Annotated in this window: 10 protein-coding genes; 3 read left to right on the top strand and 7 right to left on the bottom strand. The window is 72.4% G+C overall.

All coding sequences use genetic code 11. From position 1 onward, the window contains the following. Positions 1-14: 14 nt before the first annotated feature. The 5 genes from L2K70_RS14065 to L2K70_RS14045 are packed head-to-tail and all read right to left on the bottom strand — an operon-like array spanning position 15 to position 8,074. Entirely contained in the window at positions 15-1,811 is a 1,797-nt protein-coding gene (locus tag L2K70_RS14065; RefSeq protein WP_236402806.1) for an acetyl/propionyl/methylcrotonyl-CoA carboxylase subunit alpha, read from the bottom strand. Positions 1,812-1,867: 56 nt separating this feature from the next. Then, entirely contained in the window at positions 1,868-4,396 is a 2,529-nt protein-coding gene (locus L2K70_RS14060) for an AMP-binding protein (protein ID WP_236402805.1), read from the bottom strand. After that, positions 4,393-5,448, bottom strand: a complete 1,056-nt coding sequence (locus tag L2K70_RS14055) for an ABC transporter ATP-binding protein (RefSeq protein ID WP_236402804.1) — start codon at positions 5,446-5,448, stop codon at positions 4,393-4,395. Before L2K70_RS14055 ends, L2K70_RS14060 begins: the two co-directional genes overlap by 4 nt. Then, on the bottom strand, positions 5,445-6,986 hold the full coding sequence (locus L2K70_RS14050; protein ID WP_236402803.1) for an ABC transporter permease: 1,542 nt from the start codon (positions 6,984-6,986) through the stop codon (positions 5,445-5,447). Before L2K70_RS14050 ends, L2K70_RS14055 begins: the two co-directional genes overlap by 4 nt. A gap of 56 nt (positions 6,987-7,042) precedes the next feature. Continuing rightward, positions 7,043-8,074, bottom strand: a complete 1,032-nt coding sequence (locus tag L2K70_RS14045; protein ID WP_236402802.1) for an iron ABC transporter substrate-binding protein — start codon at positions 8,072-8,074, stop codon at positions 7,043-7,045. Positions 8,075-8,235: 161 nt separating this feature from the next. On the opposite strand from L2K70_RS14045, the gene L2K70_RS14040 reads away from it, so the two are divergent. Both L2K70_RS14040 and trpS read left to right on the top strand, forming a co-directional pair. Next, positions 8,236-9,435 carry an acyl-CoA dehydrogenase family protein gene (locus L2K70_RS14040; RefSeq protein WP_236402801.1) on the top strand — a complete coding sequence of 400 codons (1,200 nt, stop codon included), beginning with the start codon at positions 8,236-8,238 and terminating at the stop codon, positions 9,433-9,435. A gap of 176 nt (positions 9,436-9,611) precedes the next feature. Beyond that, the gene (gene trpS / locus L2K70_RS14035) at positions 9,612-10,616 is read left to right on the top strand and encodes a tryptophan--tRNA ligase (protein ID WP_236402800.1); all 1,005 of its coding nucleotides are present in this window, start codon (positions 9,612-9,614) and stop codon (positions 10,614-10,616) included. Here trpS and L2K70_RS14030 read toward each other — a convergent pair. Further along, positions 10,606-11,295: an HNH endonuclease gene (locus L2K70_RS14030; protein WP_236402799.1), complete on the bottom strand. Its 690-nt coding sequence runs from the start codon at positions 11,293-11,295 to the stop codon at positions 10,606-10,608. The two genes, trpS and L2K70_RS14030, sit on opposite strands and share 11 nt — an antisense overlap. A gap of 22 nt (positions 11,296-11,317) precedes the next feature. Beyond that, positions 11,318-11,893, bottom strand: a complete 576-nt coding sequence (locus tag L2K70_RS14025; RefSeq protein ID WP_236402798.1) for a 13E12 repeat family protein — start codon at positions 11,891-11,893, stop codon at positions 11,318-11,320. 198 nt (positions 11,894-12,091) lie between these two features. Here L2K70_RS14025 and L2K70_RS14020 point away from each other — a divergent pair, with 198 nt between their 5' ends. After that, complete coding sequence (locus L2K70_RS14020) at positions 12,092-13,432, top strand: sensor histidine kinase (RefSeq protein ID WP_236402797.1); 1,341 nt, start codon at positions 12,092-12,094, stop codon at positions 13,430-13,432. Position 13,433: the final 1 nt, after the last annotated feature.

Below are 13,433 nucleotides of genomic sequence, written 5' to 3'. Positions count from 1 at the left end.
GTCTCGTGAACGGGTCAGTCGGTGATCTCGCAGATCACCGCGCCGTTGGTGACCGTGGCGCCGACCTCGGCCTGCAGGCCGGTGACCGTGCCGGCCTTGTGGGCCTTGAGGGGCTGCTCCATCTTCATCGCCTCCATGACGACGATGACGTCGCCCTCCGCGACCGTGGCGCCCTCCTCGACCGCGACCTTGACGATCGTGCCCTGCATCGGGGACGTGACGGCGTCGCCGGACGCGGCGGCGCCGGCCTTCTTCGCCGCGCGCTTGGCCTTCTTGGCCCCACCCGCGCCGGCCGCTCCGCCGGCGGAGAGACCACCGAGACCCGCGGGCAGCACGACCTCGAGGCGCCTGCCGCCGACCTCGACGGTGACCTTCTGCCGCTCGCCGTTGCCCCCAAATCCAGCACCGTCCGCCTCCGCGGAGTCGCCGGCGTAGGGCTCGATCCGGTTGTCGAACTCGGTCTCGATCCACTGGGTGTAGACCGTGAACTCGCCCTCGCCCGACGGGGTCGACGGACCGACGTAGGCCGGGTCGGAGACGACCGCGCGGTGGAACGGGATGACCGTCGGCATGCCGTCCACGACGAACTCGTCGAGGGCGCGGCGCGAGCGCTCGAGCGCCTGGGTGCGCGTCGTACCGGTGACGATGAGCTTGGCGATGAGGGAGTCGAACGAGCCCGGGACGGTCTCGCCGTTCTCGTAGCCACCGTCGAGCCGGACGCCGGGGCCCGAGGGCGGCGACCAGGCCGACAGGGTGCCGGGGGCGGGCATGAAGTTGCGGCCGCCGTCCTCGGCGTTGATGCGGTACTCGATGGAGTGGCCGCGGATCTCCGGGTCGCCGTAGCCGAGCTCCTCGCCGGCGGCGATCCGGAACATCTCGCGCACCAGGTCGATGCCGGTGACCTCCTCGGAGACGCAGTGCTCCACCTGGAGGCGGGTGTTGACCTCGAGGAACGAGATGGTGCCGTCCTGCGCGACGAGGAACTCGCACGTGCCGGCGCCGTAGTAGCCGGCCTCCTTGAGGATCCGCTTGGACGACTCGTAGAGCTCGTCGAGCTGCTCCTGGGACAGGAACGGCGCCGGGGCCTCCTCGACGAGCTTCTGGTTGCGTCGCTGCAGCGAGCAGTCGCGGGTGCTCACGACGACGACGTTGCCGTGCTGGTCGGCCAGGCACTGGGTCTCGACGTGGCGCGGCTTGTCGAGGAACTTCTCCACCAGGCACTCGCCGCGACCGAACGCGGTGACCGCCTCGCGGACAGCCGACTCGTAGGCGTCGGGGATCTCCTCCAGCGTGCGGGCGACCTTGAGGCCGCGACCGCCGCCGCCGAAGACGGCCTTGATCGCCACCGGGAGGCCGTTGGCCCTCGCGAACTCGACGACCTCGTCGGCGTCCTTCACCGGGTCCTTGGTGCCCGGCGCGAGCGGGGCCTTGGCCTTGTCGGCGATGTGCTTGGCCTTGGCCTTGTCGCCGAGCGCCTCGATCGCCGCCGGCGGCGGGCCGATCCAGATCAGCCCGGCGTCGAGGACCGCCTGGGCGAAGTCGGCGTTCTCCGCGAGGAACCCGTAGCCCGGGTGCACCGAGTCCGCACCGGACTTCTCGGCGACCGCGATGATCTTCGCGATGTCGAGGTAGGAGTCGGCGGGCGTCGCGCCGCCGAGCGAGTGCGCCTCGTCGGCCAGCCGGACGTGCAGCGCGTCGCGGTCGGGCTCGGCGTAGACCGCGACGGAGCCGATGCCGGCGTCCTTGCAGGCGCGGATGACGCGGACGGCGATCTCGCCGCGGTTGGCGATCAGGACCTTCTTCAAGCTCACGCGGACTCCTGGGTCAGTGGCCGGGTCGCCGGCCGCGGAAAGCACCGCCCGGCAGGCTACCGCGACCCGAGCACGGCGCGTCCGACGGCCTTGTGCAGGGGTCGCACGACGCGCCCGTAGGCGATGCCGACCGCGATCGACGCGGCGAGAGCGAGCCACTGGTGGCCGGCATCCTCGAGCGGTGGGTAGACCTGCCAGTGGGTGAGGTAGATGAACAGGCTGGCACCGGCGAGGACGCCCGCCGCGCGCGCGGCCCACGCGGGGACGCGCACGGTGGGCAGCCACAGCATGAGCAGGAAGCCGCCGAGCACGATCGCCTCACGGTGCGGCTGGCCGAAGAACCCGATCGTCAGGGCCGCCGCCAGCGCGGAGACGAGCCACCGGCGACGGGTGGTGTCGGCGCGGGCGCCGAGCCAGCCGAGCACGAAGAAGAAGGCGACCACCAGCGTCGTGTAGCGCTGCGTCGGCCCGGCGCGGAGGCCGACCTCGGCGAATCGCGCCACGGCCGCGACGGCGAGGAGGGTGAGCGCGAAGCGGAACGGCGTACGGCGTTCGAGACGGTGCAGGGCGGGCACACAGGTGAGCGCGAGCGCAGCCGCCGTGATCCACACCAGCGACTCGAGGAACCACAGCTGCCACTGGTCGTCCCACTCGGTGTCGTTGACGAGCTCGCGCACGAACAGGGCGGTCGTCAGGTCGTAGCTGCCGAGCACGAGGGCGACGGCCCCCACCCACAGGACCGACGGGACGAGGAGCTGCGCGAGGCCCGACAGGCCGTGCCGCAGGCGGTCCCGGGCACCGCCCGGGCTCGAGAGCTGGAAGCGGGCGAAGTTGTAGCCGGCCAGCGCGAGCAGCAGGTGGGCGCCGCCCTCGAGGTGGAGGAGGTCGACGTGGCTGGTGACGACGAAGAGGATCGCGAGCGCCCGCAGGGCGACGGTCGTGTCGAGGCGTGCCCAGCGGCGTGGTTCGTCCCCACCCTCGGTCGCCGTCGTCGACGCGAGCAGCTCGAGCTCGCCGATGTTGAGCGTGTGCCACCCGGCGGGTGCCGCCCCACCCAGGACGTCGGCGAGCCGGGTCGCGAGCTCGACGTAGGACAGCGAGTCACCGCCCAGACCGACGAACGAGTCGGAGTCGCGCGCGTCGGGTCGGCCGAGCACCCGCGTGAAGGCGGCGCGCACCGAGCCGTCGGGGCCCGCGGACGGGGTCTCGGCCTCGTCGGCGAGCAGGGCCAGTGCCGCGTAGTCGGCCTTGCCGCTGCCGGTCAGCGGCACCTGCGGCAGCACCGTGACCTGCACGGCGTGCGCGGGCAGCCCGCACTGGTCGGCGGTCAGGGCCCGCGCGGCCGCGGTCCCGCGACCCGAGCCGAGGAAGACGTGCACCGCCCGGTCGGTGGCGACGACCCGCGCCCGGCGGTCCACCTCGGCCTGGAGGTGGCGCTCGAGCGCGTCGAGGTCGAGCCGGAGGCCGAACACCTTGCCGCGGCGGTTGAGCCGGCCGACGACCTCGAAGAGGCCGTCGACCTCGCGGGCCAGGTCGCCGGTGCGCAGCTCGTCGACCTCGCGGCCGCGACCCAGGTCGGCGGGGGAGTGGGCGTAGCCGAGCATGACGTTCGGGCCGGAGTAGACGAGCTCGCCCACTCCGGCCCTCTCGTCCACACCCTCGTCGAGGCGTAGCCGTCCCCCCGGAATGGCTACACCGATCGATCCGGGGTGGTCTGTGGTGAGGTGCGGCGGCAGGTACGCCATCCGCGCGGTGGCCTCGGTGGCGCCGTACATCACGACGAGGTCCCACCCGCGGCTGCGGCCCAGGCTGCTCCAGCGTCGTACGGCGTCCGGGGCGAGGCGGCCGCCCGCCTGGGTCACCTGCCGCAGGGTCGGCAGGTCGCGCTCCTCGAAGCCGCTCGTCGCGAGCAGGTCGAAGGTGTGTGGGACGCCCGCGAGCGTGGTCGCCCCGGCGCGTGCGGCGAGGTCCCAGAAGCACTCGTCGACGACGCTCAGGTCGGTCAGCACCACGCTCGCGCCGGCGACGAGGTGCGAGTGGAGGACCGAGAGGCCGTAGCAGTAGTGCAGCGGCAGCGCGGTGATCGCCCGGTCGGCCGGTGTCAGCGCCAGGTAGTCGGCGATGGCGGCGGCGTTGCTGGCGACGTTGTCGCGCGAGAGCCGGACCAGCTTGGGCGAGCCCGTCGTGCCCGACGTGCTGAGGAGCAGGGCGAGGTCAGGGTGGAGGTCGTGCGCCGACGTCGTGCGGCGTACGTCGTCGGGGGAGCCTGCCGCGCAGACGACGTCCGGGTCGTAGGCGGCGACGATCGCATCACGCTGCGCGGCGCGGTCGTCCGGGACGACGAGCGCCACGTGACCGTGCTGCAGGGCGGCGAGGTAGGCGACGACCGCGTCGAGGTCGTTGGCGCCCTCGACGAGCACGAGCCTGCGGTCGGACCCCCACGAGCGTGCACGCTCGGCGACGAGGCCGGCGAGGTCCTCGTGGCTGAGGATCCGGTCGCCGGTGACGACGGCGGGCGCGTCGGCGAAGCGCGCGTGGTCGAGGACCGGCGGCGCGAGCACCGGCCGCTGGGGGGTCAGGGTCACGGCGTCCCCGCGGGACGGTAGGCGCGCACCAGGCCGGTGACGCGCAGGTGCACCGTGTCGCCGGCGGCCGGGTGGCGCACGCCGGACATGCGCGACAGCACGGACGTGCCGTCGTCGAGTCGCACCTGCACGGCGCAGTCGTGGCCGTAGTAGCTGACCTCCTCGACGGTGCCCCGCACGCCGACGGCCTTGCCGGGCTCGTCGCGCGCCAGGTCGACGAAGACCTGCTCGGGGCGGATCATCAGCGAGACCTCGCCCTCGGTCGGCTCGGTGAGCACGACCTCGCCGAGCGCGCAGGTGGCCCGCGCCTCGGACGCGGTGCCCGGGAGGACGACGGCGCGACCGACGAACTCGGCGACCTGTGGGTCGCTCGGCGAGAGGTAGACCTCGCTCGGGGCGGCGGACTGCACGAGCCGGCCGCCGCGCATGACCGCGACCTCGTCGGCGAGCGACAGCGCCTCATTCTGGTCGTGCGTCACCAGCACGCCGGTGGTGTTGCTGGCCTCGAGCGCACGTCGTACGGCCCGCGAGGTGCTGTCACGCAGGCTCGCGTCGAGCGAGGAGAACGGCTCGTCGAGCAGCACCACGGCGGGCTTCGGCGCCAGCGAGCGGGCCAGCGCGACCCGCTGCTGCTGCCCGCCGGACAGCTCGTCGGGGCGCCTGCTGCGGAAGTCGGCCGGCAGCTCGACGAGGTCGAGCATCTCGGCCACCCGGTCGGAGCCGCGGGCGCCCTTGTCGAGGCCGAACGCGATGTTGGCCGCGACGTCGAGGTGCGGGAACAGCGCGCCCTCCTGCGGGACGTAGCCGACCCGGCGCGTCTGCGGCGGCATCGGGCGTACGCCGTCCCCGGCGACGACCGTGTCCCCGAACGCGATGGTGCCGGACTCGGGCAGGAGGAAGCCGGCGATCAGGCGCAGCAGCGTCGTCTTGCCGCAGCCCGACGGGCCGAGGACGGTCGTGAACGAGCCGTTCGGGACGTGCAGGCTGACGTCGTCGACCGCGACGGTCGCACCGAAGCGCTTGGTCACCCCGGTGATGGTCAGCGAGCTCATGCCGGAACCTCCTGGGTCTGCGCGGCGGGGCCGTCGGTGCGCATCAGCAGCACGGTGGCGGGGATCGAGACGAGGACGAGCAGCAGGGCGTAGGGCGCGGCCGCGCCGTAGCGCAGCTCCGACGAGGCCGCCCAGAACTCGGTCGCCAGGGTCCGGGTGCCGATCGGGGAGAGCATCAGCGTCGCGGTGAGCTCGGTGGAGATCGCCAGGAAGACCAGCGCGGCGCCGGCGCCCAGGCTCGGCGCGATCAGCGGCAGCGTCACCCGGCGGGCCGTGGCCAGCGGTCCCACACCGAGGCTGTGCGCGACGTCGTCGAGCACCGCCGGCGCCTGCTCCAGCCCGGCGCGCACGGTCACGACGGCACGCGGCAGGAAGAGGATGGCGTAGGCCGCCACGAGGAGGGTCGCGGTCTGGTAGACCGCCGGCACCAGGCGCAGCGAGGCCACGACCAGGGCGAGGCCGACGACGATGCCGGGCAGCGCGTTGGCGACGTAGGTGCTGCGCTCGATGAGAGTCGAGGCCCACCCGCGGTGGCGCACGGCCAGCCACACGACGGGCACGGCTGCGAGCGTGGTGACGACCGCCCCGGCCAGGGCGAGGACGACGGTCGCGACGAGGGCGCGGGTGAGGTCGTCGACGGGGAACTGGGTCGACGTACCGACGACGAGCCACTTCACGAGCGAGTAGGCCGGCACCCCGAGCGCGAGGACGACGACCACGACGAGCGCGCCGAGGGCGGGCGCGCGCCACGATCCAAGCGAGAGCGGTACGACGCTGCGCGCGGCGCCGCGGCCGACGCGGGCGTACCGCCGGTCCCCGCGCAGGCGCAGGTCGGCGAGCAGCAGCACCAGGCACAGCAGCACGAGGACACCGGCCATGGCGGTCGCGGCCGCGCCGTTGAAGGTCGAGCCGTACTGGTCGTAGATCGCGGTGGTGAAGGTCGGGAAGCGCAGCAGCGACAGCGCGCCGAACTCGGCGAGCAGGTGGAGGCCCACGAGCAGCGCACCACCGAGAAGAGCCGGGCGCAGCTGCGGGAGCACGACGCTGCGGAAGGTGCGGACCCGCGAGTGGCCGAGCGACCACGCCGACTCCTCCAGCGCCGGGTCGAGGCGACGGAGCATGGCGACGACCGGCAGGTAGACGAGCGGGTAGTAGCTCAGCGTGACCACGCCGAACGCGCCGGCGAAGCCGTGCACGCTGCGGTCGAGCGAGACCCAGGCGTAGCCGTTGACGAACGCCGGCACGGCCAGCGGCGCGACGAGGAGGCCGTGCCAGTAGCGGCGGCCCGGCAGGTCGGTGCGCTCGACGAGGAACGCCAGCGCTACGCCGAGCACGGCGGTCGCGGCCATGCACGCGGCCGCCAGCGTGATGGTGTTGCGCAGGAGCTCGGCGATGCGGGGGCGTGCGACGAGGTGCCAGAGGTCGACCGGCCCGATGACGACGACGTACGTCCCGACGTAGGCCAGCGGGACCAGCGCGAGCAGCGCGACGGCCGCTCCCGCCGCCAGCAGGAGCGGTGGCGTGCGCCGCCCGGTCACCGACCTCGAGGTCGACCGGGTGTGCGGCTCCGCGGCCGTGCTCGTGGGGGTGGTGGTCAGAGCAGCCCTGCCTCAGTCATCAGGTCGGTGACCTGGGGACCGTTGAGGCTCGACACGTCGACCGTCGGAGGCTGGAGCTCGTCGAACGGCTTGACCTCGGGGTTGAGCTTCGCCTCGGGGTTGAGCGGGTACTCGAGGGCGTACGACTCGGCCATCGCCTGCTGCGCCTCGGTGCCGGTGAGCCAGGTGATGAACTCCTCGGCCGCGTCCTTGTGCTCGCTGCTCGCGAGCATGCCGGCACCGGAGATGCTGAGGAACGCGCCCGGGTCCTGGTTGCCGAAGAAGTGCAGCGCCGAGCTGTCGGAGTCGGAGCCGTTCTCCTGGCGGTCGCGGTACCAGTAGTAGCTGTAGGCGATGCCGGCATCGACCTCACCGGAGTCGACCGACTGCATGACGACGAGGTTGTTCTGCACGATGACGCCGTTGTCCTTGAGGCCCTTCAGCCACGCCGCGGTGGCGTCCTCGCCCTCGATCGCGAGGACGGCCGAGACGATCGCCTGGAAGTCGGCGCCGGTGGGCGAGAACGCCACGCGGCCCTTCCACTCGGGCTTGGCGAAGTCCATCAGCGAGGCGGGCATGTCCGCCTCGGTCATCGAGTCGGTGTTGTACATCGCGACGGTCGAGCGGGCGAGGAAGCCGGTCCACGTCTTGTCGTCCGGGACGTACTGGTCCGGGATGGTCGCGTAGGACGACGCGGGCAGCTCGGCGAAGAGGCCGGCGTTGTCGACGATGCTCATGGCCGGGGAGTTCTCGGTCAGGAACACGTCGGCGGGGGAGTCCTTGCCCTCCTCGACGATCTGGTTGGCCATCTCGAGGTCCTTGCCGTTGCGCAGCTCGACGTCGAGGCCGGACTCCTCCTCGAAGATCGGGACGATCTCGTCGAGCAGCTGCTCGTGCTGCGCGTTGTAGATCACCAGGTCCGGGGAGCCGAAGACGCCGCAGCCCGTCAGGGTCGACGCGGGCAGGAGGGTCGCGGCGAGCGCGACGGGCAGGCCATGACGGAGGGGGCGGCGGGGGCGGGTCGTCACGAGGCAGTCCTTACTTTGCTTAGGCTCGCCTAACTCTAGACCCGTCCGAGGTGGTCGCGACAATCGAGTACCTCACACTGTCCGGCCGCTCCTGGCCTCTCCCGGCCGTCCCCGCGGGCCAGAGGTTAGCGATCGCTAACCTGTGGCGCTAGTCTCAGTGCATGACCTTCGAGCTGTCCCCCGAGCACGAGCAGTTCCGCCGCAGCGTCCGCGACTTCGCCGAGAAGGAGATCGCGCCGCACGCCGCGCAGTGGGACCGCGAGCACCACTTCCCGACCGACGTCGTGCAGAAGATGGGCGAGCTCGGGCTCATGGGCCTCACCGCCCCCGAGGAGTTCGGCGGCTCGGGCATGGCCGGCGAGGACGGCGGCTTCACGTCGCTGTGCCTGGCGATCGAGGAGATCGGTCGCGTCGACCAGTCGATGGGCATCACGCTCGAGGCCGCCGTCGGCCTCGGCATCAACCCGATCCTCACGTTCGGCACCGCGGAGCAGAAGGAGACGTGGCTGCCGGCCCTCGTGGCCGGTGAGTCGATCGCGGGCTTCGGGCTCACCGAGCCGGGCGCCGGGTCGGACGCCGGGGCGACGAGGACGAAGGCGGTCCTCGACGACGGCGAGTGGGTCGTCAACGGTGCCAAGCAGTTCATCACCAACTCGGGCTCGTCGATCACCTCCCTCGTCACCGTCACCGCCCGCACCGGCGAGCGGGAGGACGGGCGTCCGGAGATCTCGACGATCATCGTCCCGTCCGGCACGCCCGGCTTCACCGCCGAGAAGGCCTACGACAAGCTCGGCTGGCACGCCTCCGACACGCACCCGCTCTCGTTCGAGGACGCGCGCGTCCCCGAGGCCAACCTGCTCGGCGAGCGGGGACGCGGCTACGCCCAGTTCCTCGCGACCCTCGACGACGGGCGGGTCGCGATCGCCGCCCTCGCGGTCGGCTGCATCCAGGCGTGCCTCGACATGTCGCTGGAGTACGCCGGTGAGCGCCAGACCTTCGGCGGTCCGATCGGGCGCAAGCAGGGTGTCGCCTTCCAGGTCTCGGACCTGCAGGTGATGCTCGACGCCTCGCGCCTGCTGACCTACAAGGCGGCGGCGATGAAGGACGCCATGGACGCCGGCTCCGCGTCCGTCTCGATGGGCGCCTTCAAGCAGGCCGCCGCCGTGGCCAAGCTCTACGCCACCGAGTCCGCGGTGACCGCGACCCGCATCGCGACCCAGGTCTTCGGCGGCTACGGCTTCATGGAGGAGTACCCGGTCACCCGGTTCTACCGCGACGCCAAGGTCCTCGAGATCGGCGAGGGGACCTCCGAGGTCCAGCGGATGCTCATCGCCCGGGGGCTCGGCCTGCCGGTCGAGTGACAGTAGGTGCGCGTCGTGTGATGCTGTCTCCCGTGAACGCGCGCCTGATCCAGACCTGGTGGCTGTCCTAGCGGACGGCCATCTCGCGCAACCACACAAGCCGTCCCTCGGGGCGGCTTCTGTGTTCTCCAGGCAGGAGTGGGACCTCGACGGACCCACACACCAGGAGGACATCCATGAAGGACCACCGCGGCCGGGACCTGTCGGGGATCACCCCGTCGGGCCGCCTCACGTTGGGCAACCATCTCGGCGCGCTGCGCCGCTTCGTCGAGCGCCAGGACGAGGTGGAGGGTTACTACTTCGTCTCCGACCTCCACGCCCTGACCCTGCCGCAGGACCCGGCGCGCCTTCGGGAGACGACGCTGTCGACGGCCGCGACGCTGATCGCGGCAGGGCTCGATCCCGCCCGGAGCACGGTCTTCGTGCAGTCGCAGGTGCCGACGCACGTGGAGATGAGCTACCTGCTCGAGTGCACGGCGTACGTCGGCGAGCTGTCCCGGATGATCCAGTTCAAGGAGAAGGGCGGGAGGCCGCGCACTCGCGCCTCGTTGTTCACCTACCCCTGCCTCATGGCCGCCGACATCCTCCTCTACGACGCCGACCGAGTGCCGGTCGGCGGCGACCAGAGCCAGCACGTCGAGCTGACGCGCGACCTGGCGATCCGGTTCAACGCGACGTACGGCGACACGCTCGTCGTGCCGCAGATCGCGCCCGCGGCGCTGGCGGCGCGGGTGACCGACCTCCAGGACCCCAGGATCAAGATGAGCAAGTCCGCGCCCGACGACGCGCTCGGCGTCGTCCGGGTCCTCGACACCCCCGACGCCATCGCCCTGAAGATCAGGCGCGCCGTGACGGACTCGGACAACGTCGTGACCTACGACCCTGCGGCCAAGCCGGGCGTCTCGAACCTGCTCGACATCCTGGCGGTCCTGACTCGACAGGACCCGCAGGTGGTGGCCGACTCGCTGCGCGACTACGGTTCCCTGAAGCGAGCCGTCACCGCCGCAGTCGTAGCCGAGCTCGAGCCTCTTCGACGCCGCCACGACGAGCTGATGGGCGACCGGGCCCAACTGGCCGCCCTCCTCGCGGTCGGTGCCGACAAGGCCCTGCGTCAGTCGAGTGCGGTGCTCGAGCGAGCGAAGAAGGCAGTTGGCTTGACTGCCGCCCGGCTCAGCCGCTGAGGACGAAGTCGACCTGAAGTGCCGGCAGCTGCCGTCTGGCGATCGTGACGACCGGCGGAGGCCGGGTGGTGGTGGAGTGGCCGGTCGGAGTCGTGGTGGTCACGGTGCCGTCCGGCCCGGGTCTGGCGCGCCATCGGGCGGCTTCCTTGGCGTAGTTGCACGCCTCGCACAGGCCCTCGCCGTTGATCGCCGAGGTCGGGCCGCCGGTCTCCCAGGACTGGACGTGGTCGATGTGCCGGATCGGGGCGTCGCACCACGAGGTCCGGCAGACCTGGTCGCGCAGCTTGATGAATCGGGCGAGGCCCGCCGGGAAGAGTCGGGACTTGCTGTCCATCGCGACCAGCTCGCCGGTCGTGGGTGAGGCGTAGAGCCGGCGGAGCCAGACCTCGTCGCCGCGTCCGACGGCGTTGGCGACGATCTCGCGGGCCAGCTCGGCGGGGATGGGTCCGAAGCCGGCGATGCGGGCGTCGTCGTCGGCGGTGCCGAGGAGCGCGTCGTGGGACATCACGAGGTTGAGCGCGACCGACCGCGCGGCACCACCCTGCCGGTGCGCTCGCTCCTGTGAGCTCGCTCCTGCTTCGTCTCTCGGTGTCGTGCGGTCGGCGGACTCGGCACCCGGAGCACCGTCGCTGGCTGCTTGGTGGGTCCCGGCGATCCGTAGGACCAGCTCGTCGGCCATCACCTGGCCCCGGGTCCGGGGATCACCGGTGGCTCGGGCGGTTGCGGCGGCGGGCGGTGACGGCTTCGGCGTCGAGGCGGGCGGCTTCGGTCTGCACGCCTCCGACGACCTCGCGCTCGCTCATCGCTTCGAACACGTCGTGGTCGGCGGCGAGGAGCTCGTCGATCGCGAGCCGGTCCTCGAGCGAGAGGCAGGCGGTCTCACGCGCCATCACGGTGGCGCGCCACTCGGTGACGCGTCCGGCCCGCCACGCAGCCCAGGTGTGCGGAAGCTCGGTGCGCACGACACGAGCCAGGCCGAGGTGGCGCTGGCCGCGGTGCGGCGACTCCCGTCGGGCCCGGGCGATCATCGCGCCGACGCCCTGACCGCGTCGCGAAGCCGGCACGCCCAGGGACTCGTGGTCGGCCTCGACCCACTCGGCCAGGTCGGCGGCGACCGCAGCCTGCGCGGCTGTCGCCGTGCAGACCAGCTCCTCGAGCGCCCTGAGCAGATCGAACCGCGCGGCATCGTCGAGCTCGCTGGGTCCGTCGAGCGACACCTGCACCTCACGCCGCATCGCCGCGACAGCGGCTGCGGTGAGGGGCTCGGTGGTGGTCATGGATCCACTCAACGTGAAGGGTCCGACAGTCGAGTGGCCGTCTGTGGACAGGCCGGCAGGAAGGTCTTCTGTGGACGATCAGTGGTCTGCTCCGGCAGCTCGATCACTCCAACCACGCTGAGGACGCCGACAGCCGGTGCCCACCATCTCCGCCTCCCGACGGATCCGGAGAGGGACGCACCGATCTACCCTCGCCCCATGTCGTCCCCGGTCGAGCGCGTCCTGACGTGGCTGGGCGCTTGGCTGGGCGTGGACGACGTGTGGGAGCGGCCGCGCCCCGCGATCGGGCGGCAGGACGTCGTGCTGGCGGCGAGCGTCGAGGCGGTCAGCCTGCTGGCGCTGGAGCTGGTGCGCAGCTCGGGCGGGCTGGACGGCGTCGACGCCCCGGTCTGGGCGGAGTGGCTGGCGGTGTCGACCGGTTCGGTGCTGCTCCTCGGGCGGCGCAGGTGGCCGCTGACGGTGGCGCTGCTGGCGGCGCTGCACATGTTCGTCGCCGGCGTGACCATGCCGCAGGTGATGGCGCAGGTCTCCCTGCAGATCGTCTACTTCGTCGCGCTCCTGTCCGGCGTCGCGTGGGCGCGCGACCGCCGGGCGATGGTCGTCGTGGTGAGCTCGATCGTGCTTTTCATGTTCGCCTGGCTCACCTGGCAGTTCACCCTCGGCTCGGCGGTGCAGGACTGGCTGGACGAGGAGGACCTCTCCACCGACGTCGGGTTCTTCCCACCCGTGACGGCGGCGATCGCGATCACGCTCCTCGTCAACGCGATCTACTTCGGCGGCGCGATCGCGGGCGGTGGCGTCTCGTGGCGCGCCGCGCGGCAGCGCGCCCGCCTGCAGGACCAGGCGGCCACGATCGCCGCCCAAGCAGGCCGGCTGCGGGAGCAGGCGGTGATCGACGAGCGCCTGCGGATCGCCCGCGACCTGCACGACGTCGTCGCTCACGGCGTCTCGGCGATGGGCATCCAGGCGGGGGCCGCGCGCCGGGTCCTGGACCGCGACCCCGACGCCGCGCGTACGGCCCTCGCCAACGTCGAGGAGGCCTCGCGCGATGCCGTCACCCAGATGCGGCGGCTGCTCGGTGCCCTGCGCGAGGGGGTGGGGGAGGACGCCGAGGACGGCAGCCGGGCGCGTACGAGCGAGGCGGGCGTGTCCGACCTCGCGAGCCTGGTCGCCGAGGTCGACGGGCAGGGCCTGGCCGTGACCCTGGACGTGGTCGAGGAGCAGGACGGCGCGGTGGCGAGGCTGCCGCGGGGCATCGGTCTCGCGGTCTACCGCACGGTCCAGGAGGCGCTGACCAACGTCCGGCGGCACTCGACGGCCGACACCGTCTCGGTCGTCGTCCGCGTGGACGAGCGCGCGTACGCCGAGGTGGAGGTGGTCGACAACGGTCGTCCTCGTCGCGGCACGTCGGGCAGCGGACTGGGCCAGCTGGGGATCCGCGAGCGTGCGGCCGGCCACGAGGGCCAGGTCGACATCGGCCCGCGCGTCACCGGTGGCTACCGGGTGCGTGTCCGCTACCCGCTGGGGGCCGGCGGATGAC

The sequence above is a fragment of the Nocardioides potassii genome (assembly GCF_021648885.1).
Classification (GTDB): domain Bacteria; phylum Actinomycetota; class Actinomycetes; order Propionibacteriales; family Nocardioidaceae; genus Nocardioides; species Nocardioides potassii.
This window is presented reverse-complemented; position numbering and strand designations above follow the sequence as displayed.